Annotated in this window: 26 protein-coding genes; 19 read left to right on the top strand and 7 right to left on the bottom strand. The window is 62.4% G+C overall.

Annotated elements, in window-relative coordinates:
* Window positions 1–63 precede the first annotated feature (63 nt).
* Both trxB and CAY53_RS02665 read left to right on the top strand, forming a co-directional pair.
* Entirely contained in the window at window positions 64–1,008 is a 945-nt protein-coding gene (gene trxB, locus CAY53_RS02670; RefSeq protein ID WP_104935817.1) for a thioredoxin-disulfide reductase, read from the top strand.
* Between the two features lie 4 nt (window positions 1,009–1,012).
* The gene (locus tag CAY53_RS02665) at window positions 1,013–1,813 is read left to right on the top strand and encodes an outer membrane protein assembly factor BamD (RefSeq protein ID WP_181040381.1); all 801 of its coding nucleotides are present in this window, start codon (window positions 1,013–1,015) and stop codon (window positions 1,811–1,813) included.
* 408 nt (window positions 1,814–2,221) lie between these two features.
* Here CAY53_RS02665 and CAY53_RS13685 read toward each other — a convergent pair whose 3' ends face one another.
* Window positions 2,222–2,356: a hypothetical protein gene (locus tag CAY53_RS13685; protein WP_281261041.1), complete on the bottom strand. Its 135-nt coding sequence runs from the start codon at window positions 2,354–2,356 to the stop codon at window positions 2,222–2,224.
* 255 nt (window positions 2,357–2,611) lie between these two features.
* Between CAY53_RS13685 and CAY53_RS02660 the strand changes: the two genes are divergently transcribed.
* The 4 genes from CAY53_RS02660 (at window position 2,612) to lpxC (ending at window position 7,121) form a co-directional block, all read left to right on the top strand.
* A complete protein-coding gene (locus CAY53_RS02660; RefSeq protein ID WP_104935815.1) occupies window positions 2,612–3,454 on the top strand; it encodes a PHP domain-containing protein in 843 nt (280 codons plus the stop codon).
* Window positions 3,455–3,505: 51 nt separating this feature from the next.
* Window positions 3,506–4,900: a sigma-54-dependent transcriptional regulator gene (locus CAY53_RS02655; RefSeq protein ID WP_104935814.1), complete on the top strand. Its 1,395-nt coding sequence runs from the start codon at window positions 3,506–3,508 to the stop codon at window positions 4,898–4,900.
* Complete coding sequence (gene lpxK, locus CAY53_RS02650; RefSeq protein ID WP_181040379.1) at window positions 4,890–5,972, top strand: tetraacyldisaccharide 4'-kinase; 1,083 nt, start codon at window positions 4,890–4,892, stop codon at window positions 5,970–5,972. Before CAY53_RS02655 ends, lpxK begins: the two co-directional genes overlap by 11 nt.
* 258 nt (window positions 5,973–6,230) lie before the next feature.
* A complete protein-coding gene (gene lpxC / locus CAY53_RS02645; protein WP_104935812.1) occupies window positions 6,231–7,121 on the top strand; it encodes a UDP-3-O-acyl-N-acetylglucosamine deacetylase in 891 nt (296 codons plus the stop codon).
* Window positions 7,122–7,298: 177 nt separating this feature from the next.
* On the opposite strand, the gene CAY53_RS02640 is transcribed toward lpxC, so the two are convergent.
* Entirely contained in the window at window positions 7,299–7,862 is a 564-nt protein-coding gene (locus CAY53_RS02640; protein WP_104935811.1) for a cob(I)yrinic acid a,c-diamide adenosyltransferase, read from the bottom strand.
* Window positions 7,863–8,332: 470 nt separating this feature from the next.
* Here CAY53_RS02640 and CAY53_RS02635 point away from each other — a divergent pair, with 470 nt between their 5' ends.
* From CAY53_RS02635 to mce, 3 genes are all read left to right on the top strand, one after another.
* A complete protein-coding gene (locus CAY53_RS02635) occupies window positions 8,333–9,331 on the top strand; it encodes a CoA transferase subunit A (RefSeq protein ID WP_181040378.1) in 999 nt (332 codons plus the stop codon).
* Window positions 9,332–9,348: 17 nt separating this feature from the next.
* Complete coding sequence (locus CAY53_RS02630; protein WP_104935809.1) at window positions 9,349–10,143, top strand: CoA-transferase subunit beta; 795 nt, start codon at window positions 9,349–9,351, stop codon at window positions 10,141–10,143.
* 103 nt (window positions 10,144–10,246) lie between these two features.
* The gene (gene mce / locus CAY53_RS02625) at window positions 10,247–10,657 is read left to right on the top strand and encodes a methylmalonyl-CoA epimerase (protein WP_104935808.1); all 411 of its coding nucleotides are present in this window, start codon (window positions 10,247–10,249) and stop codon (window positions 10,655–10,657) included.
* 75 nt (window positions 10,658–10,732) lie between these two features.
* Here mce and CAY53_RS02620 read toward each other — a convergent pair whose 3' ends face one another.
* The 3 genes from CAY53_RS02620 to CAY53_RS02610 all read right to left on the bottom strand — a co-directional run bounded on the left by CAY53_RS02620 (window position 10,733) and on the right by CAY53_RS02610 (window position 13,868).
* A complete protein-coding gene (locus CAY53_RS02620) occupies window positions 10,733–11,125 on the bottom strand; it encodes a PilZ domain-containing protein (RefSeq protein ID WP_181040376.1) in 393 nt (130 codons plus the stop codon).
* A 64-nt stretch (window positions 11,126–11,189) separates the two neighbouring features.
* Entirely contained in the window at window positions 11,190–12,215 is a 1,026-nt protein-coding gene (gene fbp, locus CAY53_RS02615; protein WP_104935806.1) for a class 1 fructose-bisphosphatase, read from the bottom strand.
* 57 nt (window positions 12,216–12,272) lie between these two features.
* Window positions 12,273–13,868, bottom strand: a complete 1,596-nt coding sequence (locus tag CAY53_RS02610; protein WP_104935805.1) for a leucyl aminopeptidase — start codon at window positions 13,866–13,868, stop codon at window positions 12,273–12,275.
* Between the two features lie 178 nt (window positions 13,869–14,046).
* Between CAY53_RS02610 and CAY53_RS02605 the strand changes: the two genes are divergently transcribed.
* The 9 genes from CAY53_RS02605 to CAY53_RS02565 all read left to right on the top strand — a co-directional run bounded on the left by CAY53_RS02605 (window position 14,047) and on the right by CAY53_RS02565 (window position 23,020).
* Window positions 14,047–15,081 carry a hemolysin family protein gene (locus tag CAY53_RS02605; protein ID WP_104935804.1) on the top strand — a complete coding sequence of 345 codons (1,035 nt, stop codon included), beginning with the start codon at window positions 14,047–14,049 and terminating at the stop codon, window positions 15,079–15,081.
* A 118-nt stretch (window positions 15,082–15,199) separates the two neighbouring features.
* Complete coding sequence (locus tag CAY53_RS02600; RefSeq protein WP_104935803.1) at window positions 15,200–15,895, top strand: TIGR04211 family SH3 domain-containing protein; 696 nt, start codon at window positions 15,200–15,202, stop codon at window positions 15,893–15,895.
* Window positions 15,896–15,956: 61 nt separating this feature from the next.
* Window positions 15,957–16,913: a response regulator gene (locus CAY53_RS02595; RefSeq protein WP_104935802.1), complete on the top strand. Its 957-nt coding sequence runs from the start codon at window positions 15,957–15,959 to the stop codon at window positions 16,911–16,913.
* Window positions 16,910–17,974: a response regulator gene (locus tag CAY53_RS02590; RefSeq protein WP_104935801.1), complete on the top strand. Its 1,065-nt coding sequence runs from the start codon at window positions 16,910–16,912 to the stop codon at window positions 17,972–17,974. The genes CAY53_RS02595 and CAY53_RS02590 overlap by 4 nt, the downstream gene beginning before the upstream one ends.
* A gap of 102 nt (window positions 17,975–18,076) precedes the next feature.
* Window positions 18,077–18,274 (top strand): hypothetical protein, encoded by a 198-nt coding sequence (locus CAY53_RS02585; protein WP_104935800.1) that lies wholly within the window; start codon window positions 18,077–18,079, stop codon window positions 18,272–18,274.
* A 90-nt stretch (window positions 18,275–18,364) separates the two neighbouring features.
* Window positions 18,365–18,637, top strand: a complete 273-nt coding sequence (locus CAY53_RS14045) for a zinc-ribbon domain-containing protein (protein ID WP_104935799.1) — start codon at window positions 18,365–18,367, stop codon at window positions 18,635–18,637.
* Window positions 18,638–18,683: 46 nt separating this feature from the next.
* Window positions 18,684–19,499 carry a pyrroline-5-carboxylate reductase gene (proC, locus tag CAY53_RS02575; protein WP_104935798.1) on the top strand — a complete coding sequence of 272 codons (816 nt, stop codon included), beginning with the start codon at window positions 18,684–18,686 and terminating at the stop codon, window positions 19,497–19,499.
* Window positions 19,496–20,359, top strand: a complete 864-nt coding sequence (locus CAY53_RS02570; protein ID WP_104935797.1) for an NAD(+)/NADH kinase — start codon at window positions 19,496–19,498, stop codon at window positions 20,357–20,359. The genes proC and CAY53_RS02570 overlap by 4 nt, the downstream gene beginning before the upstream one ends.
* 63 nt (window positions 20,360–20,422) lie before the next feature.
* Window positions 20,423–23,020 (top strand): hypothetical protein, encoded by a 2,598-nt coding sequence (locus CAY53_RS02565; protein ID WP_104935796.1) that lies wholly within the window; start codon window positions 20,423–20,425, stop codon window positions 23,018–23,020.
* A gap of 137 nt (window positions 23,021–23,157) precedes the next feature.
* On the opposite strand, the gene CAY53_RS02560 is transcribed toward CAY53_RS02565, so the two are convergent.
* Together CAY53_RS02560 and CAY53_RS02555 are read right to left on the bottom strand one after the other, a co-directional pair.
* Window positions 23,158–23,955, bottom strand: coding sequence for a histidinol-phosphatase (locus CAY53_RS02560; RefSeq protein WP_104935795.1), 798 nt, complete (start codon window positions 23,953–23,955; stop codon window positions 23,158–23,160).
* A gap of 91 nt (window positions 23,956–24,046) precedes the next feature.
* On the bottom strand, window positions 24,047–24,247 hold the full coding sequence (locus CAY53_RS02555) for a hypothetical protein (protein ID WP_104937404.1): 201 nt from the start codon (window positions 24,245–24,247) through the stop codon (window positions 24,047–24,049).
* 215 nt (window positions 24,248–24,462) lie between these two features.
* Here CAY53_RS02555 and CAY53_RS02550 point away from each other — a divergent pair, with 215 nt between their 5' ends.
* Window positions 24,463–25,416: a YkgJ family cysteine cluster protein gene (locus CAY53_RS02550; RefSeq protein ID WP_104937403.1), complete on the top strand. Its 954-nt coding sequence runs from the start codon at window positions 24,463–24,465 to the stop codon at window positions 25,414–25,416.
* Window positions 25,417–25,520: the final 104 nt, after the last annotated feature.

Genomic DNA, 25,520 nt, shown 5'->3' with positions numbered 1-25,520 from the left:
CGAGAAAGCACGCCTCCGCACTGCAAGCGGGCGCGTGCTTTTTTTATGTTGGGAGTCTCTCCTATGACTGCATCGCACTATCAACTGCTGATTGTCGGCGGCGGCCCCGCAGGGCTGACCGCTGGTCTCTACGCCGCACGGGCGCGCATCACGACCCTGCTCATCGAGAAAGCGGCCTTGGGCGGGCAGGTGCTGATTACCGACCGGGTGGAAAACTACCCCGGTTTTGCGGACAGCATTTCCGGCTACGATCTGATGGACAAGATGGCTGCCCACGCCGATCGCTTCGGGCTGGAAAAGAAACTGGCCGCCATTGCATCCTTTGCCCTGGAAGGCCGGGAAAAACGCTGCACTCTGGAAAACGGCGAGGTGATCACCGCCGATGCCATCATCCTCTGCAATGGCGCACGGGCGCGCAAACTGGATATTCCGGGCGAGCGCGAATTCGCCGGGCGGGGCGTTTCCTACTGTGCCACCTGCGACGGCCCCTTTTACCGGAATCAGGAGATTGCCGTGGTGGGCGGCGGCAACACTGCCGTTCAGGAGGCGCTGCATCTGACCAGGTTTGCCAGCAAAGTCACGATCATCCATCGCCGCGACGAGCTGCGTGCCACCAAGGTGCTGCAGGAACGGGCCTTTGCCGAGCCCAAGATCGAATTCCTCTGGAACTCCCGAGTCAGCGCCATCCAGGGCGGCCAAGGTGGCGTGGAGGCGCTGATTGCAACCGACAATGCCGGCCGGGAACAGCGGCTTGCCGTGACCGGCGTGTTCATGTTCATCGGGATTCAGCCGAACAACGAGGGCCTGCCGCTGGACAAACTGCAGCACGACCGCTCGGGTTTTCTCCTGACCGACGAGACTATGGCCACCACGCTCCCCGGCGTGTTCGCCGCCGGCGATATCCGTAGCAAGCGCTTCCGTCAGATTGTCAATGCCACCAGCGAAGGGGCGGTGGCAGCGCTTTCGGCCGAACAGTATCTCGAACAGGAAAATGCCCCACAAGAGTGAATTCATGAAAAGACAGCGTTTGCGTACCCCACAGGTCCTGACCTGCACCCGTATTGTGCTTGCGTGCCTGGTCGCCTGTTTGCCTCTTTTGAGCGGCTGTTCCGTCTTTGACGGGATGTTCAGCAATGTAACGGTCGGCGAGGAAGAGGAAGTCCTGAAGGGCGTACCGCCGGAAACCCGGCTGCAGGAAGGCATGACAGCCTATGAGGTGGGTCATTACAAGACTGCCGCCAAAGCCTTCTCCAAGCTTCTGGAAGAGCATCCCTTCAGTCAGGAGGCCATGCTGGCGGAGCTGAAGCTGGCCGATGCCTACTATTACGACGGCAAGTACGACGAGGCCAAAAAGCATTACCAGGCCTTTGAGAGCAGGCATCCGACCAACGAGGCCATCCCCTATGTCCTCTTTCAGTATGGCATGTGCGACTATTCGCGGGCCGACCGTGTCGATCGTGATCCCGGAAGCATGCGGCTGGCCGTTGAGTCCTTCACCCGCCTGCTGAACGCCGCGCCCAACTCACCCTATTCCCAGGAGGCGACCCGAAAGATCAAGGACGCGCAGGAATTCCTGGCGCATCATGAGTATCGGGTGGCGGAATTTTACAGGCGCACCGGCAAGGAAGGCGCAGCCAAACAGCGCTTGCAGTATCTGCTGAGCAGCTATCCGGAATCCGATCTGGCGCCCAAAGCCCAGCGCATGTTGCAGGAGCTCGAGGGCAAGCCGGCAAGTGAAAGCGACAGGGCAGATGCTGCCGTTCCACCAGACGCGAGCACTATTGAGGCGGATACCGGCAAGACCATGGAGTGATCTCCCCGATGCATGCAAGTTGCAAGTGCAGCGGTGAGGGCAAGGTTAAAAACTTCAGCGGGAGATGGTCTCCCACTGATGCGCATGATTTGATCCTCTGGATAGTCCAGGCGAATAGGCCCTGCAATGTGCTCGGGAGACCGGTCGCTACGGAGCTGCCCATTGCCAGGCGACCAGGTCGGAGCGGCCCATGCAGCGGTAGCGGCTCGGCATCTTTCGTTTTTTTCGGGCCCGGCAATCAGCAGTCCGGGCACGACAGCCGGATTTGCCGCTGTCAACTCTCCCAGCATCCCGCCCTGTCCTTTTAAGCTTTTCTTTCCCTGACCGAGCGGTGCATTGGCAATGAGAAGCTACCGGTAAAATATCCCACTTGGTAACTTGCATCGCAGGATCTCCCCCTCAGGTGGCTCAGAAAGATATCCCGCCCAGGACGCGCACCCATTCAGGTTCTCTGGGGAAACGGCGAATCTCCGCTTTAAAACGCTCCCGCAGCTTGTACTTTTGAAGGTCCTCTTCCGAGATGTACCCATTCAAAAAGGCCATGGCTTTGCCTCCCAAAACAGGCCTTTTTCTGCGTTCAACCGCCCCTGCACATGGGCAGACTGCCCATCCTGTTTACTCCTTGTATTTTTCCCCGACAGCAAAAGAAGCGTGCCGTGCCCCTGAACAGGCCTGAGGCTTTGCAATGCATTTCCAGAGCCGGCGCCGCTCCGGCAGGCCGTGGCCCGGGAACATCGGATTGACACCACCCGGCGGGCAGGGTACTCTCCTTGCCACCTTTAACCCGGTTTTTCCGCCATGTGCATAGATCTGCATACCCATTCATCCTATTCGGACGGCAACCTCTCCCCCAAAGAGCTGGTGGCCATGGCGCTGGCCAGGCGGCTGAAAGCTCTGGCCCTGACCGACCACGATACCGTGGCCGGCGTGCCCGAACTGCTGCGATACGGCCAGGAAGCCGGGCTCACGGTGATAAGCGGCGTGGAAATCAGCACCACGCTCCGGGAGCACACGGTGCATATTCTGGGCTATGGCATAGACCCGCACCACTCCGAACTGCACACGAAGCTCAAACCCGTGCAGCATGGCCGCAGCGAGCGGAACCGGGCCATTCTGGCCAAACTGGACGACCTGGGCATTCACATCAGCGCAGAGGAACTCCAGGACATTTCCAGACACGGTCAGACCGGTCGGCCCCACTTCGCCCAGCTTCTCGTGGCCCGGGGCGTCGTGCCCTCGGTGGATGCGGCCTTCGATCAGTATCTGGGCCACGGCAAGGCGGCCTGGGTCCCGCGATTCAGCTACACGGCGGCTGAGACCATCGACATCATTCACCAGAGCGGCGGCAAGGCTGTGCTGGCCCACCCGGGCGTGCTCTCGCCAGACCACGAAGTGATGCTGAGGCTGAGCGCGGAACTGGTCGAGGCGGGCATCGACGGCATCGAGGTCTGGTATCCGTCCCACGGCAGGCAGCTCCGCCGCGCACTCCTGGAATTTGCCCAAAACCATGGACTTCTGGTTACCGGCGGTAGCGACTTCCACGGCGCGGTCCGCTCCAACCGTCCCATGGCCGGCTGGAAAAGCAATTTCTGCCCGCCCTGCAGACTGCTGCCGCCGCTCCTGGCCGCGCTCGGATTGTAAGCTCCGTTCACCCGAAACGGGTTTCCCCTTTCCCAAGAACGCACCCGTGTCATGCACAGTATTCTTGTTGTCGACGATGAACCGAATTACCAGATCGTGCTTTCCGAACTGCTGAAGGACGAGGGCTACGAGGTCTTTACCGCGGACAGCGCCGAGGCGGCACTGCCGCTGCTGCGCACGACAGATTTGGATCTGGTGCTCACAGACATGAAGATGCCCGGCATGGACGGCATCGAATTCCTGAAAAAAATCAAGGAATTCGACCCCGAACTGCCGGTCATTCTCATCACCGCCTATGCCGAGGTGGAGCGTGCTGTCGAGGCCATGCATCTGGGCGCCTTCACCTATCTGGCCAAACCCTTTTCCAACCGGCAGCTGCTGGCCAATGCCGCCAAGGCCATCGAGCACTACAGTCTGGCGCTGGAGGTCCGGCGGCTCAAGCAGGAAGCCAGCCCCCGCGCCGGCTTTGCCGGCATGATCGGCAAAAGCCCGTCCATGCAGACGGTGTACCAGTTGATTGAAAAGGTCGCGCCCACCGGCTCCTCCGTGCTCATCACCGGCGAATCCGGCACTGGCAAGGAACTGGTGGCCCGGGCCATCCACTTCCTCAGCGACCGCAAGGATGCGCCGTTCATTTCGGTCAACTGCGCGGCACTCTCCGAAACGCTGCTGGAAAGCGAACTCTTCGGCCACGAAAAAGGGGCCTTTACCGATGCCATTTCCATGCGCAAGGGCCGCTTCGAACTGGCCGACGGCGGCACACTCTTTCTGGACGAAATCGGTGAAATGGCCCCGCGGCTCCAGGCCAAACTCCTGCGCGTCCTGCAGGAAAAGGTTTTTGAGCGGGTGGGCGGCAACCAGACCCTGCACGCGGATGTGCGCATTCTGGCCGCCACCAACAAGGATCTGAAGGATGAAATCGAACGCGGCACCTTCCGGGAAGATCTGTACTACCGCCTGAACGTCATCCACATCCATCTGGCCCCGCTTCGGGAGCGGCGCGACGACATTCCGCCCCTGGTGACCCATTTTATCGGCAAAAGCGGCAAAAACCTCGGCAAGCAACTGGACCTCTCGGTGGAGGCGCTCCGGCTGCTGATCAGCCTGCCCTGGGAAGGCAATGTCCGGGAACTGGAAAACACCATCGAGCGCGCAGCCATCCTCTGCGAGGACAACACCATCAGGCCGGAAGACGTGCAGCCGGACGGCGGCTGCCGGCGCGGCAACCGCCAGTGGAGCGAGACCCTGGATCTGGGCCAGTTCATACCGGACAATCTGACCCTGAACGAAATCATGGACGGCATCGAGGAACGACTGGTACGCCGGGCCCTGGAAGAGGCCGACGATGTGCAGGCCAGGGCGGCGGAAAAGCTGGGCCTGTCCAAGAGCCTCCTGCAGTACAAGATGAAAAAATATCATATCCAGCGCAAAAAGAGTGCCAACTGACATGGACCTGCGGGCGCTTGCCTTTACCCTGGGCCGTCCCTTCGGCCCGCTCTACGCTCTGGCCATGCAGGCCAGAGCCCAGGCCTATGCCCACGGTCTCATGCGCGTACGCAGGATGCCGGCGCCGGTCGTGAGCGTGGGCAATCTGTCCATGGGCGGCACCGGCAAAAGCCCCCTGGTGCAGTATGTGGCGCGGCTTTTGCTGGCTCATGGCCACAAGCCGGCCATCATCAGCCGGGGCTACGGCGGCAGGGCCAGAGGGCCGGTCAACGTGGTGTCGGAGGGCAGGGGGGCGCTGCTGTCCGCGCAGGAGGCTGGAGACGAGCCCCGATGGCTGGCCGATACCCTGCCGGGCGTTCCGGTGCTGACCGGCAAAAAACGCCATCTGCCTGCTGCGGCAGCGATCAGGATGGGCGCAGAGGTCCTCATTCTGGACGACGGTTTCCAGCATCTGGCCGTGGATCGGGATGTGAATCTGGCGCTCTTCAATGCCGACCGGCTGAGCGGCAATGGCCGGGTCTTTCCCGGCGGCGAACTGCGCGAGCCCCTCTCTGCCCTGAAGCGGGCCACGGCTTTTGTCCTGACCACGGTGGGCGAGGGCAACCGGGCCGGAGCCACGGCCTTTGGCGAGGCCCTCACGCGGCGCTTTCCGGACAGGCCGGTCTTCCTGGCCGCTTACACGGCGGCAGGCGCCATCCGCCTGAATCCCGGCGGCGATTGCGACTGCCTCCCCCTGGCTGTTGCCCAGGCGCAAATGGCCACAGGCCTCTTTGCCTTCTGCGGCATTGCCGAACCAGGGGCCTTTTTCCAGAGCCTCGCCTCGCTCCAGGTGCCGCTCAAGGGGGTCTGCGCCCTGGACGATCACCACGCCTACAGGGCCGCCCACCTGCCGCTCCTGTGCGCCAAGGCCCGGCGATGCGGGGCCCAGGCGCTCGTCACCACCGAAAAGGATCTGGTCAAGCTGGCCCCCCTTGTCCATACCCTCGAACTGCCGCTGTACTGCCTGCGCATGCAGGTCGGTCTGGACGCGGCCTTCGACGCCCTCATCCTCGCCGCTGTCAGCCGCTCGTGACTGCTCGAACAGGCCCCACCTGTGGCAAAAAAAACACGGCGCTGCCGACAAAGAGGGATTGTGCCTTTTTTGCCACAGATTCACCCTGTAAAAAACTGGGCACGCATCTTGGCCCTTTTTATGCAACCTATCAATATCCTTGGCAATACGGTACAAATCCAAAAAAAATTAGGGCCAGTCTGCTTTGGCGTGTTTTTTGCTCTGCTCCCGTACACAGGCATCACCAGCCTTCGTTACGCCAAACCAACGAGCACATACATGGAAACAACTTTGGAACAGCATCAATATACTCTGCGCCAACCCGCATTCTGCACCGGTATCGGGCTGCATTCCGGCCAGAAGGTACGTATTGGCATCTATCCTGCGCCAGTGGACAGCGGCATCAGCTTTGTCCGCACCGATCTGTCCAGACAGCCGGTCATTCCGGCCCGCTATGATCTGGTGGGCGCGACCATGCTGGCCACCCGGCTGAGCGAAGGGCAGACGCAGGTCTCCACGGTGGAACACCTGATGGCTACCCTGCGCGGCCTGGGCATCGACAACGCCCGCGTGACCGTGGACAATCGCGAGGTGCCCATCATGGACGGCAGCGCCTGGCCCTTTGTGGAGGCTCTGCAGCAGGCGGGCCGCAGCCGTCAGGATGCGGAACGGCGCTATCTGCGCATCACCAAGCCCCTGGAATACCGGGAAAAGGGCAAGAGCATGAGGGTGGAGCCGGACGACGACTTCAATATCAGTTGCACCATCGACTTCGAGGCTGACCTGATCAAAACGCAGCACTACGACGCCACGGTCAACCGCAGGAATTTCATCGACAACATCGCCAAGGCCCGTACCTTCGGCTATGTGGAACAGGTGGAGGAACTGTGGCAAAACGGGCTGGCGCTGGGCGGCTCACTGGACAACGTGGTGGCCATCCACTGGAACCGCCGCAGCGTGCTGAACGAGGGCGGGCTGCGCTACCAGGACGAGTTCGTTCGTCACAAGATACTGGATCTCATCGGCGATGCGGCCCTGGCCGGCGCGCCCATTCTGGGGCATATCACCGCCACCTGCTCCGGCCACAGCCTGCATCAGGCCTTTCTGCGCAAGCTCTTTGCCAATCCGGACTGCTGGGACTACGTCACATGCAGCCAGATGGCGCACTAGGAAACGGCTTCGGAAAGGGGGCGAAAAGGGAGGCAGGCAGTGCTTTGCCTGCACTTTTTTGTGTGCTGCGAACGGATTGTCGCGGGGCCGGAACGGGGGCACAAGTCCCCAGCCCGCCAGGCGGCGGGCCGGCCTGGCGCTTCCTGCCGCAGAAGCCGAGGGCCAGCTCCGTGCGCCTTACTTCACGGGCACATCGCCCTGGCCGAGCTGCTGGTTCAGATAGCGGGCGGCGGTGAACAGATAATCCGACAGCCTGTTCAGATAGACCTGAATGGCAATGAGCCCTTCGTGCTGCGAGCCCGCTTCGCTTGCCATCAAGAGAGTCAGTTTGCGCTCCGCCCGGCGGCAGACCGTGCGGCCCACATGCGCCCAGGCCGCCACCGGCACGCCGCCCGGCAGGATGAAGGAGCGCAGCTCCGGCAGATGGGCGCTCAGGGCGTCGATGCGCTCCTCCAGTTCACGCGCCGCTGCCGGTGGAAAGGGCGTCAGATGTTGTTCCGCGGACGAGCCGGGCGTGGTGGCGAGCCACGCGCCTGCGGCAAAGAGCCGGCGCTGGATGCCGGCCAGGTCTTGCGCCAGCGCCGCCTCGTTCTGCGGGCTGAGTGCGGCGATCGCGCCCACCAGTGAATTCAGCTCGTCCAGATCGCCGTAGGCGTCAATGCGCACGTTGTGCTTGGCCACCCGCTCGCCGGAAAACAGATTGGTCTGCCCCTGGTCGCCGGTGCCGGTATAGACTTTCATGCTGCCTCCCCGCTGCTTGTATGATGGCTGGCCCCGGGCAAAAGGAGAGCGCGGAACCCTTCCTTCCTTTACCTGAAAAGGGGTGGGCGTACAAGCCCGGCCTTGCCCTCCGGCTCTTTCCCGTTGACAAAATCCGGCCGTTTTTTTTATAGGTACAGGAGCTGTGTGGACCGCAGTCACCCTGTTTTCCGGCCCATGCGACGGCATTTCGTTTTTCAAGCCCGGCATCACCTTCTGGAGTAAGTGCAGCAAAGACCCGTGCGCGCAGTTCCACTGCGTCTTATTGACCCGATCATCCGCAACGGCATCATGGAGCAGAGCTCCCCTGGACGGAGAACAGGCACGAAGACCGACTGGCAAGGCCCCCTTGCCACCGGTCTTTTTTTGTACGAGGCAGCCGGCGCTCCCGCACCGGCGTAACAGGAACCACCTGATTCAAGTGAGGTAGCGCATTGGAAAATTCAGAAAAGATGTTCTGGACTGGCCTGTCGCCCGATGAGGCCAGAGCGGCACTGGTCAAAAAAGACAAATCCATGCGCGACAAACGCATGAGCCTGAAAGAGGCCATTGACCGGTTTGTCAAACCAGGCGCCAATGTGGCCTTCGGCGGCTTTGTGGACATTCGCCAGGCCATTGCCAGCGCCCACGAGCTGATCCGCCACGGCTTCCGGGATCTGACCCTGTCCTTTCAGTCGGCGGGCATGGGCCCGGACGTGCTGGCCGGGGCCATGATCGCGCGGCCGGATCACTGCAGCATCAGGCGGGTGGAACTCGCCTACTGGGCGCACGAGGGCTACGGCCTTTCGCCGGTCTGCCGCGTCATGGCGGAACAGGCGCTGATCGAGTTCGAAGACTGGAGCAACTACAATATGTCGGCCCGCTTCAAGGCCGGCGCTCTGGGCATCCCCTTCATGCCCTGCCGCGGCCCCATGGGCAGCGATATTCTGAAAACCAGCCGCACCAAGGTCATCGACTGCCCCTTTACAGGCCGCAAAATCTCGCTGGTGCCGGCCAGTCATCCGAATGTGGCGCTCTTGCATGTGCAGGCGGCGGACAAGTTCGGCAACTGCGTCATCCGCGGCAGCGAGGGCACAGATCCGGAAATCGCCATGGCCTCGGAGCACACCATCATCACCTGCGAGCAACTGGTTTCCCACGAGCTGATGGCCACACGCCCGAACGACATCGTCATCCCCTTTGCCGCCGTGGACGCGGTGGTGCAGGTGCCCTTCGGCGCCTATCCGGGAGCCTGCCACCGCCACTACTACTTCAGCGAACGATACATCCACGAGTTCACGAACCTGGTCACGCCCATCATCAGGGGCGGATCCACTGAAGCCCTGAAAGCCTGGTACGACGAGTATGTCTTTGGCGTGAACAGCTTTGAGGAATATCTCGCCAAACTGCCCTCTGCCGAACTCCTGAAAGCGCAGCTCGCCGAAAGGGAAAACTACGAGGCCTTTGCCTGAAACCACAGGGAGCGATCATGACTGCTGCAAGAGACTATACTGCCCAGGAAATCATCGTCGTGGCAGGCGCAAAGGCGCTGGAAGACAAAAAAATCGTGTTCGTGGGCACAGGTCTGCCCATGGTGGCCGCACTCCTGGCCATCCGCACCCACGCGCCGGGCCTGCTGCCGGTCTTCGAGGCCGGCGCGGTCGGTCCGCCCCTGCAGTGCGGCCTGCCGGTTTCGGTGGGCGATTCCAAAACCTTCACCGGCGCTTCCTACCTCAAGGGCCTGTGCAGCGCCTTCGAGCTGACCCAGCGCGGCTTTGCGGACTACGGCTTTATCGGCGGCGCCGAGGTGGACATGTACGGCAACCTCAACTCCACCATGATAGGCCAGTTTCCGGAGTCCTACCGCAAGCCAAAAGTCCGGCTGCCCGGCAGCGGCGGCGCTTCCGACATGGCGGCCTCCTGCGAACGGACCATCCTCATCGTGCCCCACGACAAGAAAAAGTTCAGCCAGAAGCTCGCCTACGTCACCAGCCCCGGTTTTCTCGACGGGAGCCCGGAGGCCCGCTTCAGGGCCGGCATGCAGGGCAAAGGGCCCTACCGGGTCATCACCACCCGCGGCCTCTTCGACTTCGAGGAAAAAAGCCACCGGATGCGCCTCCTCCAGACCTTCCCGGGAGAGACGGTCGAGAGCATTCAGGACAACACCGGCTTCGAGCTGCTGGTGTCGGACAGGCTGTCGGAATTTCCAGCCCCGACCGAGGAAGAGATCCGGCTCATCCGCGAAGAGATCGACCCGACAGGCGTGTTCGTGAAAAGCGCCTGATCCTGCGGGCCGGCCCATTCATGGAACAGACACTCTATATTGCGAGCATCTCCACGCTGCCTGTGGCAGTCATCAGAAAACATCCCACAAAGGAGACAGGAGCATGAACATTTTGCAGATCGACCATCTGGGCATTGCCGTCAATAGCCTGGAAGAAGGTCAGGCCTTCTGGTGCGACATCATGGGCTTGAAAATGGCCGGCACCGAAACCGTGGCCGAACAGAAGGTCACGACCGCATTCTGCCCGGTCGGCGAGGCCGAGGTGGAGCTGCTGGTCGCCACCCAGCCGGACAGCCCGATTGCCAAGTTCATCGAGAAAAACGGCGGCCGGGGCGGTTTCCAGCATGTGGCCTTCCGGGTTGCCAATATCGAAGAGGCCCTGGCCGAGCTGAAGGCCAAGGGGATCAAACTGATCGACGAACAACCGCGCCTGGGCGCAGGCGGCTGCAGGATCGCCTTCATTCATCCCAAGGCCACGGGCGGCGTGCTGGTCGAGATCAGCGAGCGCCCCTGAGCACAGATTTGAGCGCAGACAAAAAGCCCCTGGCCGCTGCTTCGGTCAGGGGCTTTTTTGGCAGTGGCAGCGCAGCTACTCGCCGGCCAGGCCGTCCACTTCCTCGTAGGTGCCGCCCGGCCCGTACAGCAGTTGTAAAAAGGCTTCGTCCTCGGGGCCGAGCTTGGTGAACTGCACCCCAAGTCGGTACTGGCTGCCCAGCCTGTTCCGGTTTTTGATCAGGCCCTGGGCATGCATCCGGTGTTGGCCCACATTGAGATCCAGATCAACCGGCAGGTTGAGCGGCAGGGAAAGGGGCGCCAGCATGGCCATGCCGCCCGCGCTCAGGTCCAGCAGCGGGCCCTCATAGCGACTCTGCCCGGTACTGATGCAGGCGTCGATCCTGTCCACATTGTACATGCGGGCCGCCTGCGCATGCTCCAGACGGACAGTCTCGCGCTGCTCGTCCATCCCCTTCATGCCGTTCATGTTTTTCCTCTCCTGTGCTGTCATGCCAAAGTCCTCCGCAACCCGGGCCAGCCCCGGCTACCGTTTATGGCCGCTCGCCCTTCAGGAAACGCAGCGCCACGGCCACATCCTGTTTGCTCCCGATAATGAGCGGCACCCGCTGGTGCAGCCGTTCCGGCACGATGTCCAGAATGCGCCGGCCGTCGTCGGTCACCGCGGAGCCGCCGGCCTGTTCCACAATCATGGCCAGGGGTGCTGCCTCGTACAGCAGGCGCAGTTTGCCTGCCGTTTTATCCGCGCTTCTGGTGTCGCGCGGGTACATATAGATGCCGCCTTTCACCAGATTGCGGTGGAAGTCGGAAACCAGGGAGCCGATGTAGCGGGCGCTGCAGGGCACGTGCCCCTTGTCGCTGCCGCGCAGATAGTCGACAAAGTCCCGGATATTGTCGTTCCAGTAGGGCCAGTAGGCCTCATTCACGCTGTAATACCTGGCCAGCTCGGGGATCTGGATATTCGGGTGAGAGAGGAAAAATTCTCCCACACTCGGATCCAGCGTAAAGCCATGCACGCCGGATCCGCTCGTGTACACGATCATGGTGGAAGAGCCGTAGACAATATAGCCTGCCACCACCTGCCTGGAGCCCGGCTGCAGCAGATCGGCCTCGGTACCCGGCCCGCCCGGGGGGGAAAGGCGGCGATGGATGGAAAAAATGGTGCCCACGCTGACGTTCACGTCCACATTCGAGGAACCGTCCAGGGGATCGAAGGCGATCGTGTAGTTGCCCTCGTAGCCCGGCAGGGCCGGCACCGGGTCTTCCTCCTCTTCCGAGGCCATCACACAGATATGGCCGCACTGTTCCATGCGGCGTTTGAAGGTCTTGTTGGCAAAGACATCCAGCTTCTGCACCTCTTCGCCCTGGATGTTGGTGCGGCCGGACTGCCCTAGGATATCGGCCAGTCCCGCCATGTTCACCTCAGCGCTGATAATCTTGCCCGCAACCACCAGATCGGCCATCAACGCGGTCAGCGCGCCTGTCGCCTCGGGAAACATCCGCTGCTCGTCCATAAGCTGGCGGCTGATGGTAATGCCTTTCCGTTTGACCAAAGCCATGGCGTCCTCCATCGTGACATGAGAGGGCAAGCCCGCGCACGGGGCAGACTTGCGTGTTCAGAGATTGCGGCGCCCTTCCCGCTTTGCAAGGGGGTTTTGTGGGCAGCCTGCCTCTACATTTTTGCCCCAATCCAGCAAAAACCGCAACAACGTGCGTACGCCCACGCCCGAAGCTCCTTTGGGCACATAGGATTTTTCCGTGAAATTCCAGGCAGTTCCTGCAATATCCAGGTGGGCCCACGGCGTCTCGCCCACAAATTCCTGCAGATAACAGGCCGCGGTAATGGTGCCGCCACTGCGGTCGGCCGCATTTTTGAGGTCCGCCACCGTGGAATCGAGCTGTCTGCGGTACTCCGCGCCCAGGGGCAGCCGCCAGACCGGCTCGCCCGTGACCCGGCCCGCAGCCACCAGGCGGCTGGCCAGCTCGTCGTTGTTGCTCAAAAGGCCGCTGTAGTGATGCCCCAGCCCCACCACGGCCGCACCGGTGAGCGTGGCCACATCGATCACCACCTGCGGTCTGAACGTGGCAATGCCGTAGGCAATGGCATCGGCCAGCACCAGCCGGCCTTCGGCGTCGGTGTTGACCACCTCGCTGTAACGGCCGCCGAAATGTTGCAGCACATCGCCGGGCTTGAGTGCCGCAGAGCCGGAAAGATTTTCCGCGGCCGGCACCAGGCCCACGACATTCAAGCCGGACAGGCCCAGCTCCGGGAGGGCCTGCATGACGGCCATGACCGCCGCGCCGCCGCACATGTCATACTTCATCTCGTCCATGCCTGCCGGCGGTTTCAGGCACAGTCCCCCGGAATCGAAGGTCAGCCCCTTGCCCACCAGCATCAGGGTCGGATCTTTTTTCCGCGTATGGTATTCCACGACCGATAAGGTGGGCGGCCGGGCCGAGCCGCTGCCCACGGCCAGAATTGCATTCAGGCCCTGCTTTTCCAGTTCGTCCTTGTCCAGCACCGTGGCCTTCAGCCTTTTGCCCCTGCCCAATCTGGCCGCCGTGGCCGCAAATTCCGCAGGTGTCCAGTAGTTGGCCGGCGTGTTGGCCATGTCCCGGGCCCGCACCACGGCGCTGGCAGCCACGCTGGCCTCGTGCACCGCCGCCTGCAGATCCTGGGCCCCATCACCGCCGTAAAGCCGGAAACGGCAAGTCCGCCGCGCTTCGCCGTCCTTGTCCGCAACGCTCCTATAGCCGGCAAAGGTGTAGCTGCCCAGAGCCAGTCCTTCCACCAGCGCGCGCAGCGCCCCGGCTGGCTGCAGATTCAGATCCCGGGGCCAGAGCAGCAGCGCCTCTCTGGCCTGGACCTGCTTGAGCTGGGCAGCGATGAGACCGCCGCAGAGCCGGAGCCTTTCGGCCAGCAGGTCCGGGTCGGCATCATCGCCTGCCAGGGCAGCCACAAGAATGCGGCCAGCCTGGTACGGCGTTTCCCGGCGCCAGTTCATCAGGGCCGGATACAGCCACAGCAGCTGGTCCGGCCGGCTCAGCAGATCGCCGCATGCCGCCACATGGGCAATGGCCGCCGGCAGCGTCTTGCCCAGGTCACAGCCCAGATCGCTGCGTGCGCCCTTTTCGCGGCTCAGCACCACAACCAAAGCGGCGCCCGCGAAATCGCGCGGGGCCGCGTCATCGACTTCAAAAGCGAACATCATACGGCAGTTCCGGCCTCCCAGCCAGGTTGACAGAGAACAGGACTTTTCAAAAGCCAAGGAAGCGTTTAAGATTTTTGCACTTTTTCAGGTGCTTTTCTTACCCCAATCCATGGGGAACCACAATCCGCAATCCGCTTCATCCGCCCGAAAACGCCAAAGCCTTCACAAGGAGGTCACCTTGCTCTTCGTCTTCATTGCCGCCGTGTCCTGTGCGCTGATCACATCCGGCTTCTGCTCCCTGTTCGAGGCAGCCCTGCTGTCGCTGTCGGCAACGCAGGTCGAATTGCTCGCGGAAAAAAATCCGGGCAGAGGCGGCCAGCTCAGGGCCATGAAGGCCAGCATCAACCAGCCGATTACCGCGATCCTCACCCTGAACACCCTGGCCCACACCATTGGCGCCTCGGTGGCCGGCGCGGCCGCTGCCGCGCTCTTCGGCCAGAACGGGCTGCTCTGGTTCTCCCTCTGTTTTACCCTGGCGATCCTGCTGTTCACGGAGATTCTGCCCAAGACCATTGGCGTCAATTTCGCCCAGCAGATAGGCCTGCACATGGTGCTGCCGCTCCGGCTCATGATCTTCGTGCTGAAGCCGCTTGTCATCGTGGCGCAACTGATGACCCGGCTCGTGCCCGGCGGCCAGGTCCAGCACCGCTTTTCCGCAGAGGAGCTGAAAACCATCGCCAGTCTGAGCCGCAAATCCGGCGTCATTCAGGCAGAGCAGGAAAAGGTGATCGCCAATGTCCTGCAACTGGGCCAGATCACCGCCCGGGACATCATGACGCCCCGCACCGTGACCTTTACCGCCCCCGTGAAGCTCACCATCAGGGAAGCCGCCGACATGGAAGACCCGTGGCGGCGGCACAGCCGGGTGCCGGTCTACGATGGCGAGCCGGACAATGTGGTGGGCATCGTGCTCAGCCAGGACGTCCTCATGGCCGCTGCCGAACAGCACTTCGAGAAAACACTGAAAACCCTTATGCGGCCGGTGCATTTTGTGCCGGAAAGCGCCCCGGTGGACCGCATCTTTCTCGACTTCTTCGAAAAACGCCAGCACCTCTTTGTGGTCGTGGATGAATACGGCAGCGTCACCGGCGTGATCAGCATGGAGGATATTCTGGAAGAAATTCTGGGCCGCGAGATCGTGGACGAGTCCGACACGGCCCGCAACATGCAGGATCTGGCACGACGCTGGAAAAACACCCGCTGGAAGAAATGACGGCCCCTTGAGCCCAAACCGTGAAAGCGGTTTTGGCAAAGGAGGTTTTTATGGTATCCTGCCCCGATACCCCAAAAAGAGGCGGAAACATCAATCCGCAGCAACCAGAGAACACGATATGATACAGAAATCTTTTCTTTGTCCCAAACGAACGCTCTGCTCCCTCCTGCTGCTGGTCCTGCTGGCCGCGGGTCTCGCCCTGCCCCTCGTTCCGGCCCCGGCACAGGCGACCGATATCCGCTATGCCAGGCCGCTGCTGCATATCTCCATCCGGGAGCAGGCCGCGCCCAAAAGCAAGATTGTGGCCAACATCAATCTTTCCGAGCCGCTGGAGGTGCTGAAGGAAGTCGGCGACTGGGTACAGGTCAAGAGCCAGTCCGGAACAACGGGCTGGGTCGCGGCCAAGTATCTGGGCACCGCGCCCGTGGTGCCGGAAGACTATTTCCAGCCCGGCTCCGGCAGCGGTCAGGTGCTCATCGATTCGGGCAATGTCTTCAAGGAGCTGAGCACGGCCAACGACAAGCTGAAGCAGGATCTGGCCTCCTGCACGACCGATCTGGGCACCATCCAGGACAAGTACGATACCATGACCCAGGACCCGGACAGCATCATACACACCAAAACCACCCTGGAAGAGACCCGGGCCCGCCTGCGGGAGCAGGAAGAACAACTGGCCCAGTTGCAGATCGACTACAAGGCCCTCAAGATGAACCAGTCCATCATGTGGTTTCTGGCGGGCGCCGGGGCCCTTTTTCTGGGCTGGCTGATCGGCCGCTTCTCCAGCGGCCGCAAGCAGCGCAGCTCCCTCTACTGAGCAGGGCAGCCTGCGGCTGTTTTCAGGGCCCGTGCTGTTTGCATAAGGAGAACTTTTGCCCATGACCGTTCCGAACAGGCCGGAAACGTCGCCCCGGACCACAGAGCTATCGGCCGGGCAGCCGGCATTTCCGGACCAGATCAGCCACGAAATTCGCACGCCGCTCAACGCCATCATCGGCTACGCGGAGATGCTGCAGAAGACGGCGCTGGACGACAGGCAGCGGCACTATGCCGACAATATCGTCAAGAGCGGTCTGGCTCTGGTGGACATCCTGGACGGCTGGCTCGTCCAGGCCAGAGACAAAAAAGGCAGGGGAATCAAGCCAGCAGGTGCAGCGACCGGCAGGGCTGCCGCCATGAGCGCCCCGGGTACCGAGCCCTTTCGCATTCTGGTGATCGAGGATTCGCCTTTGATCCGCGATCTGTTCACGGATATCTTCAGCGAAGGGCACTACAGCGTCCAGACCGCGGCGGACGGCGCTTCCGGGCTGGAATGCGCCGTCACTGGCCAGCCGGATCTTATCTTTCTCGACCTGCACCTCTCCGACAGCGATGGCTGGCAGATCGCCCGGAACCTGCGCGGCAACCCGGCAAGCGCCCGCATTCCGCTGGTGCTCATGACCGGCCAGACCCTGGCGCCGGACAGCTTTCGTCCGCTCTTCGACGATCTGCTGCAAAAACCCTTTCAGCTCGCGCAGTTGCGTGCCACGGTGGCGACCTGGCAGGCCAGACTGGCCTCCGGCCAGGGCCCGGCCGGCCCCAGCCTCGCCCGGACTGTCCGGCCTTTCTGGGAAGCGGAAATGGGCCGGCTTTTGACCGCCATCGTTTATACCGGCAGTCTGCCGCTCACCATTGAACTGGGACAACTCCTGGAAACCAGGGGCGAGGAGCGGAACTGTCCCCCCATGCGGGATGCGGGCCGGCAGTTGCTGCACTGCGCCACGGCCCCCGACATTGCCGGCATCGACGCCATTGTCAGCCAGTTGACACCACTCCTCGAGGGGCACAAACCGTGAACTCGTCCAGCTCGCTTGTCTTCATCGTTGACGATGTGGCGGAAAACATCCAGATCGCCATCTCGCACCTGCAGGAGCTGGGCTGCAATTTTGCCTACGCCCTCTCCGGCGAGCAGGCCCTGGCCCGCATCCCCATCGCCAAGCCGCAGCTCATCCTCATGGATGTCATGATGCCGGGCATGGACGGCTTCCAAACCGTGGTCCAGTTAAAAAAAGACCGCCATGCCGGCAGCATCCCGGTCATTTTCCTGACCGCCCGCACCAGTGTCGAGGATGTGGTGCGCGGCTTTGACCTGGGCGGCGTGGACTACATCACCAAGCCCTTCAACGGCATGGAGCTGCGCGCCCGGGTGCGCAACCACCTGGAACTCTACAGCTACCGCACCGAGCTGGCTGCCCTGGTGGAAAAACGCACCTATGCGATCGAGCAACTGCAGGACGTGGTCATCGAGGCCATGGGCGAAATGGCCGAGTACCGCGACCAGGAAACCGGCAGCCACATTCGCCGCACCATGGAGTACGTGCGGCTGCTGGCCGAAGCCACCGCCCTGAACGGCCATTACACCGAGCAGCTCACCCGGGAATACATCGGCATCCTGTACAAGAGTGCGCCACTCCACGATATCGGCAAGGTGGGCGTCCCGGACCGCATTCTGCTGAAGCCCGGCCGGCTCACGCCAGAGGAATTCACCCTCATGCAGAAGCACACCCTCTACGGCGAGACGATCATCAGCAACCTCGAACAGATGGCGGGGCAGAACACGGCTTTTCTCCGCTGCGCCAAGGAGATCAGCGGCTCGCACCACGAACGCTTCGACGGCAGCGGTTACCCCCGCGGCCTGAAGGGCGAGGCGATCCCGCTGTCCGGCCGGCTGATGACCATTGCCGACATCTATGACGCCCTGGTCTGCAAACGGATATACAAACCCGCCCTGTCCCACGAAGTGGCCATGGAGATCATGACGCGCGACAACCAGGCCGCCTTTGACCCGATTCTCCTGAACACGCTTGTGCAGGTTCAGCATGAATTTCATGCCATCGCCTGCGACTATGCCGAGTGAAGGCCTTCAGATCCAGGAGGATCGGGAAGAGCTGTGTCAGGGAACTGACATTCAATACGCCCACCCGTACGGCTCCTGTCGGCATCTCCTCCGGCAAGCGACATGCAAAAAGGGCCGGCCCTGTGCAAGGCCAGGTCGGACAATGCCGATACCCACCCGAAGCGGCGGCTCATGGGCCGGGCAGCGGCGGCGGCCCGAACCGGGGCTCAGCTCCATTTCGCCCCCTGGACATGTATCTGCTCCGGCGGGTTCGACGGCCGGCGGCCCAAGGGGGTGCCCGTCAAAATCATCGGCCAATAGACAGGATACGAAAGGCCTCTTCTTTTTGTTTGCTTCCGCCAATCATATCCTATACAACAGTGAGGATACGCTTTTTACAAGGCGCGTCTTATGCGGCGTATGGGCGCCGATCAACCATCATCTGCCTGGGGGAGCAGGCACAACAATCAGCAGGACGGGACTCGTCCGGGGTTGAGAGCCATGTTGGTCATTTGCGAGGAATGTGCACAGAAATACAAAGTCGACGAGCGCCAGATGAGGGGGGACCGGGCTCGTTTTACCTGCCAGAAATGCGGACATCCCGTCATAGTGCGCAGGGAGGATGCCGCCCCGGGCCGCCCGCACGGGGAATCGCGGATTCCCATAGTCGAAACTTCATACTGAGCGCGAAGCCCTCACCGGCGCTTTGTTGGTTCAAGGAACGCAACGCATGACGACCATCGTTGGAACGCTCGGCTGCATCGGCGGCGGCCAGATGGCGGAAGCCCTGATCCGCGGCCTTTTGAGCGCGCAGTTGGTGGCGCCGGAAGCCCTGTACGTGGTGGAACCCAGCGGGGAACGGCTTGACCTGCTGCGGAACCGCTACCACATTCAGCCTGCGCGGGACGAGGCCGATCTCTGCGCTCACTGCGCCACGTTGCTGGCCGCCATAAAGCCGCAACTGGCCGCCACGGTGCTCGCTGGCTACAGGCCCTATCTGACGGAAGAGCATCTGCTGCTCTCCATCATGGCCGGCGTGTCCCTGTCTGGCCTGCGCCGCTTTGCCGGCCCCCAGCCGCGTCTGATCCGGGCCATGCCCAACACCCCGGCTTTGGTACTGGCCGGGGCCACGGCCTTCAGCCCCGACGACTCGGCCACGGAGGCGGACCGGAAGCTCGCCAAAACGGTTTTTGACGCGGTGGGCACCAGCCTGGAAGTACCGGAAAAACTGCTTGATGGGGTCACCGGCCTGAGCGGCAGCGGGCCAGGCTATGTCTTTGTCTTCCTCGAGGCCCTGATCGACGGCGGCATTCTGGCCGGCCTGCCCCGGGAGCAGGCAGAGCAGCTCGCCCTGCAGACCCTGTACGGCAGCGCCAAACTGGCACTGGAAAGCGGCGAAACCGCTGCCACGCTGAAAGGCCGGGTCACGTCGCCGGGCGGCACGACCATCGAGGGCATTCAGACCCTGGAGCAGGGGGCTTTTCGTGCTCTGGTGATGGCGGCCGTGCGTGAGGCCAGCCGCCGCTCCCGGGAGCTGGGCCGATGAACCTGAAATTCGTCGGCATCCACGTCCGGCCAGACAGCCCGGATGCCGAGCGGAAAGGCATCGAACTGGCAGCATGGCTGCAACGGCAGGGCATTGCCACAGGCGACCTGAATGCAGCGGAACCATCGATGGATCTGCTGATAGTGCTGGGCGGAGACGGCACGCTGCTGCACGCGGCCGATCTGGCCAGCCGGTACGGCATACCGATCCTGGGCGTCCACATGGGCAACCTGGGCTTTCTCACGGAAATAACCGTGGACGAACTCTACAAAACCATCACCATGCTGTTGGCCGGCGAGTACCGCCTCGAACGGCGGATCATGCTCAGCGCCGCCGTCGTCAACGGCACGACCGGCGCCATCAGCGAAGCGGTACGGGCACTGAATGAGGTGCTTATCGTCAAGGACAGCGCCTCCGCTCTGATCCGGCTGGGCTGTTGGGCCAATCAGGAATACATCACCACCTACAGCGCCGATGGCCTCATCATTGCCTCCCCCACCGGCTCCACCGCCTACAATCTCTCTGCCGGCGGCCCCCTGGTGCATGCCGAACAGAAGAGCCTGATCCTGACCCCGGTCTGTCCCTTCATGCTGAGTTCACGGCCGGTGCTGCTGTCCAGCGAAACCCTCGTCACCGTTCATCCGCTGGCCCCGGCCAGCCAGGTCGGGGTGATCATCGACGGCGAGCTGCACTGGCGCATGGCGGAAGACGACTATTTGCTGGTCCAGCAGGCGGCACGACCTCTGTTGATCGTGAGTTCCCCATGGAAGAGCTATTTCAAAATCCTGCGAACCAAACTCCACTGGGGCGGCGATCCGGTTGATCTGCCCTTGCCGGATCCGGTCCGCCGCTACTGCTGAATCCGCCGCTCCGGTCGCGGTGTCGCCGTTCTGTCGTTTCGTGCCAGCCGGTCACCCCTTTCCATGAACAAACGCCATCTGCTTTTTGTCATACTTTGCCTGTGCCTGTTGATCCTGCCTCTGCCCTGGCTCGTGCGCGTAGAGCCTGTACGGCAGGCCATGCTGTCCCGCCTGGGCGGCCCTCTTTCCGGCACCATATCCTCTGGCACTTGCTCCCTGGGCTGGTTTTCCGGCCTGCGCTGTCAGGACTTCCGCTATCAGGGCCAGAGCGTGCCGCTTGCCCTGGAAAGCGCCGAACTGCGCAGCAGGCGCGGCCTGCTGCCGCTGCTCCTGGCCCCGGGCTCCCTGGGCGAACTGTATCTCCAGGCTCCGGTGCTGACCCTGAGCGGGGACAGGACGGCCACCACAGCACCCGACGATTCGCTTCGTCCGGAGCTGCCGAGCTGGCTGCTTCGCTGGTGGAATCGGGGCTCCTTCCAGTTGCGGGCCACGGGCAGCAGCCTGCGGCTCGAGCGGAACGGCAAAAGCTATCCGCTCATCAGCCGCGGCGATTTCGAAGCCGCGCTGGAAAACGGCTCGCTCCGCTACGCGCTCAAGGCCAGCGCCGGACAGGGGGAGGACTATAACGTGCAGGCAGGAGGCTATGTGAATGCCCCGCCCGAGGGCAGCAAGACCCAGCACCTGCTGAGCACCGGCACCATTCTCCTGGAAGAGGTGCCGGTCGCGAAGCTGCCGCCCCTGCCCTTTGCTCCCGGCTTTTTCTCCGCCAGTGCAGGCAGGGCCACGGGCAATTGCCGCTTTGTGCACAGCGCGGACGGCAGCGTACAGGGCGAGGGCGCGCTGTTCCTGCACGATCTGCGCCTGCCCGCCTTCTCGCCCCACGACCAGCGCCTGACTCTTGACCGTACAAGCCTCCTCTTCAATCTCAGCCGCCAGGGGGCAGCGGCCTGGCAGGTGCGGCAACTGCGTCTGGAATCACCGCTGGCGAACCTCGACCTGCACGGTGCCCTCCAACCCGGGGAAAGCGATTTCACCGCCAAGGCCGCGCTCGCCCTGCCGCTGCTCAGCGAGGGACTCAGAGTCCGGCTGGCCCTCTATCCCGACGCCAAAATCACGGATGGCCGGCTGCAGTGCAGCATGCAGGCAAGAGGGCCGGGTGAGAGATTGCCCATGGCGCTGGACTGCCGGATTTCGGATATCCACGCTGAACGGGGCGGCACCGACATCGTCTGGGCCAATCCCCTGACCCTGCATGCGAAGTGGCTCATGACAGCCGGCCGGCCACACCTGCAGCAGATAGAGGGCAAAGGCGCCCTTTGCGCCCTCAGGGCGAAGCGGGACGATGCCAGCAGAGCTTTTACCCTGGAGGCCAGTGGCGAACTGGGCGCCCTCAGCCGGGAAACGGGCCGGATCATGCAGTTGCCGCTCACGGCCGGCGGCACGATGCAGCTTAAGGCCGGCAGCAGCCCTTCGGACACAGGCTACCAGGACGAGCTGGACCTGGAACTCCAAAAATTTTCCCTGGAAAACGGCCGTACCCGGGAAAGGCTTTTGCCCACACATCCGCTGACCGTGAAAATGCATGGCAGCCGCCAGTCTGAGCAGGGTCCCTTTTCCGGGCAACTGCAGGTATCCGGGTGGCCGGGGACCCTTGAAGCCCGCTGGCAGGACATTGCGGGCCAGGGCCGCGAACAGCGGGGCACATACACTGTGGGCAGCACCCTGGCGCTGGCCCGGATACAGCCGCTCATCCGGCATGTTCTGACCGGGCTGTCCGAACTGGACATGACGGGCGCCCTGCAGTTGGATCTGAAGGCGCATATCCAGGACGGCAGGCACGAAATCAGGAGTGCAGAGGCCGTGCTCACCCAGGCGGAAATGACGGGCAGCAGCCAGAACCCACCCTGGTCTTTTGCCGCCGCGCGAACGGCCCTGGCAAGCGGCGAGGCCGCGGCCAGCATGCGCCCACCGGCACAGAAGGTCCAGCCCAAAGCGGTCAGGACCGGCAGGGGTAGAAAGGGGCGGCCCGCGCCACAGGCCCTGCAGCTTTCCGCCCTGCAGTTGGCCGGAACTCCTGCCCCGCCGGCAGCCCCGCAGGACGCTCCGCCTGCCTGCTTCGATCCCCTGACAAAAAGCCTGCACCTGCAACCGCTCGTGCTTGTCTCCGATGCCCTCCGGCTGGACGGCGAACTCAGATTCACGAATTGGGGTCAGCAGGACGAAAGCCGCGCGCTGCGGCTGGAAGGTGATCTGCAGGGGCAAGCTCTGGAGACTTTGCTGCGCGCCGCCGGTCGCATGCCCAACGGTGTACGTCTCAAGGGGCCGGCCCGTCTTGCCTGCACGTACGCTGCTCCCGGCCATGCCCCAGCCACGGCCGAAATCGCCGCCAGACTCGGCTGGGCCGGTTTCGGGCAGGAACACGAGCTGCTCCTTGCAAAGCAGGACCTCAACCTCTTCGCCCATTTCGAAACCGCTGGCGACGGACAGAGCTCGGCCTCCTGGGATCTGCCGGAATTCAGCATCCATGGCCCGGACTTCTGGGCCCAGGGCCAGGGCTTCCTGCTCAACGAGGGCCGGGGTGCTGTCCTGCTGAGTCTCTCCGGCCGCTACCGCGGGGCTGGAGCGGCCAGGCCCTTTCAACTGGCCTTGCCCCTGCAGTGAGCCGCACCCGACCGGGACGGGCCATCCATTCGGGCGAGCGCAAAGGCCTGCCGGCAGCGTGGTGAAAAACATGCGGCTTCTGCTGCGGGCTGAACCCTGTCGCCCGCATGAGCGCGAGCTGGCGCGTTCAGGAGGGACTACGGACGAAGAGCTGCCAGATAGGCAGGCAGTTGCTCGAAATAGCGGCCGACTTCTTCCGGATCATGGGCATCCGAGCCCGGGGTCAGGGGAATGCCCATGCCGATGGCTTCGCGGATGATCCAGTCCGTCGGGTAGGGATAGCCGCGCCTGGCAAAGCCTGATGTGTTGATTTCCAGCATCATGCCGCGCGCTTTCACGGTCGCCAAAAGCCTCCTGATCTGTGCCCGATGGCTGTCCTGATACTGCAGGTCGGGCAGGTGCCGCAGGCCCGCGTCCAGATGGCAGAGGACGCTGCAGTCCAGTTCTGCCGCCGCGTGCATCAGGTTGTCGAAATACCGGGTCAGCACCGTATCCGCACCGATCGCCCTGAAGCGGTTCAGGCTGTCCGGGTGCAGACCGAGGAGGTTCCAGTGCCGGTCTCCGTGCCAGTAATAGTGGCAGGACAGGCCCACCCGCTCGAAGGGGTACTGCCTGAGTCTGGCCCGCAGTTCATCCACGGCCGCCGGGTTGTAGCCCAGCTCCGCACCGAGCTGAATGGCCATTCTGCCCTTATAGGCCTTTTGCAGACGTTCGCCCTCCCGGAAATACTCGGCAAAATGACTGGCCTCCAGCCAGTTACGTTTGCAATAGACAATGCCCACTTCCAGGTGTTCCAGAAAACACATGCCAGAGAGCCCCCTTGCGAGGGCAGCCTGCACGTATTCTTCCATCCGGCCCACAGCGTGACCGCAGAGCAGGGTGTGCACATGGCCATCGTGGCTGATGTCGATAAGGGGATTCCGAACTGGATTCATGTTCTGTCTGCAAGGCGGGATAACAGAAACACCGCGGCTCCGGGCTGGGGCAGCGGTGTCGGGACTGGCGCGGTTTCAGGTCACACGGGCATCACGCATTTCCCTTGGGGAAAAAGTGGAGAACCCCATCGATATCCGTGGTGTCGCAAATATCGCCCAGTTCCATGTCAGGATCAAACAGCAGCTCGTTCCCGTCCACCTGCACCGACACGGCCGGGCCGTCCGGCAGATGATACACCAGGGTGCTGACCTTGCTCATGTCAACAGGCTGGTTGAACAAACGCGTTAGCATGGGGCCTTCTTTCATGGGAAGCATTGCCTGCAAAAGGAGGGAGGAGGGGAAAGGGGCTGGACGCTGTCACTCAGGTCGCCGTCGCAGCCGTCGACGCCCATATCATAAGCAGCCTGCCAAAATTTGGCAGCTAAAAAACGCCTGCTGTGGTAGACATCATTTTTTTAACATGGCAAAAGGCCGTCACTCATTGCATTCTGCCAAACGAGGCAATCATGGCTCATACAGGGCAACCCGATCCGGAAAGCATCTTTTCTGCAAAAAACACCAATCCTTCCAATATACTGCCGCAAAAACTCACGCTGCACTCACCGCTGCAGTTTCGCTGCCATCCCGGCGTCAGTTGCTTTACCGCCTGCTGCCATGCCATCAGGATCATGCTGACGCCCTACGACATCCTGATGCTCAGAAAGCGCCTGAACCTGCCGGCAGACGAATTCATAACCCGATACACCGAGCCGGTCTATCTGGAAAAAACCGACATGCCGGGCCTGATCCTCAAGCTGGTGGGCGACAACCAGGCCTGTCCCTTTGTCACGCCCGCAGGCTGCACGGTTTATGCCGACCGGCCTTCCGCCTGCCGCTACTACCCGGTGGGCATGGCCGATTTCCACGAGGGCCGGAACGAGGGCGCAGGCTCCACCGAACAGTTTTTCTTTCTGGTCAGGGAGCCGCACTGCAAGGGCCACGAGGAACCCAAACACTGGACCATCGGCGCATGGCGCGCCGATCAGGGCGTGGACAAACGGGATGCCATGAACCGGGAATGGCTCCGGCTGGTCATGCGGCGGAAATCCTTCGGCCTGCAGGCCTCGCTGAGTGAAGCCGCCAAGCGTATGTTCTTCATGGCCTCCACGGATCTGGACACCTTCCGCAAATTCGTGTTCGAAAGTTCCTTTCTGGACACCTACGAAGTGGATCCGGAGACCGTTGAGCGCCTCAGAACGGACGATACCGAACTCATGCTGTTCTCCTTCAAATATCTGGCCAGCACGCTCTTTGGCACGCCGGATCTTACGATCCGCCAGGAAAAGGTGGCGAGCAAGGCGGCCGAGCTGAAAAAAAATCAGGAAGAGGCTGTCAGGCGGGCCGAACGGGAATACCGGGAACTCAAGGCCGAGCACGACCGCATGTTGGCGGAGCGGGACAAGACCGGCCCCAAAGCCTGAACCGGCAGCCCGCCTCCGGGCTTTGCAATTGCATAATCAGAACAATTCGTGTATTTTTCAAAGGGATAAGTGATGTTTTGTTAGTTCCTCAAGGGGAGTGAAAG

This window comes from Desulfobulbus oralis (assembly GCF_002952055.1).
Classification (GTDB): Bacteria; Desulfobacterota; Desulfobulbia; order Desulfobulbales; family Desulfobulbaceae; genus Desulfobulbus; species Desulfobulbus oralis.
This window is presented reverse-complemented; position numbering and strand designations above follow the sequence as displayed.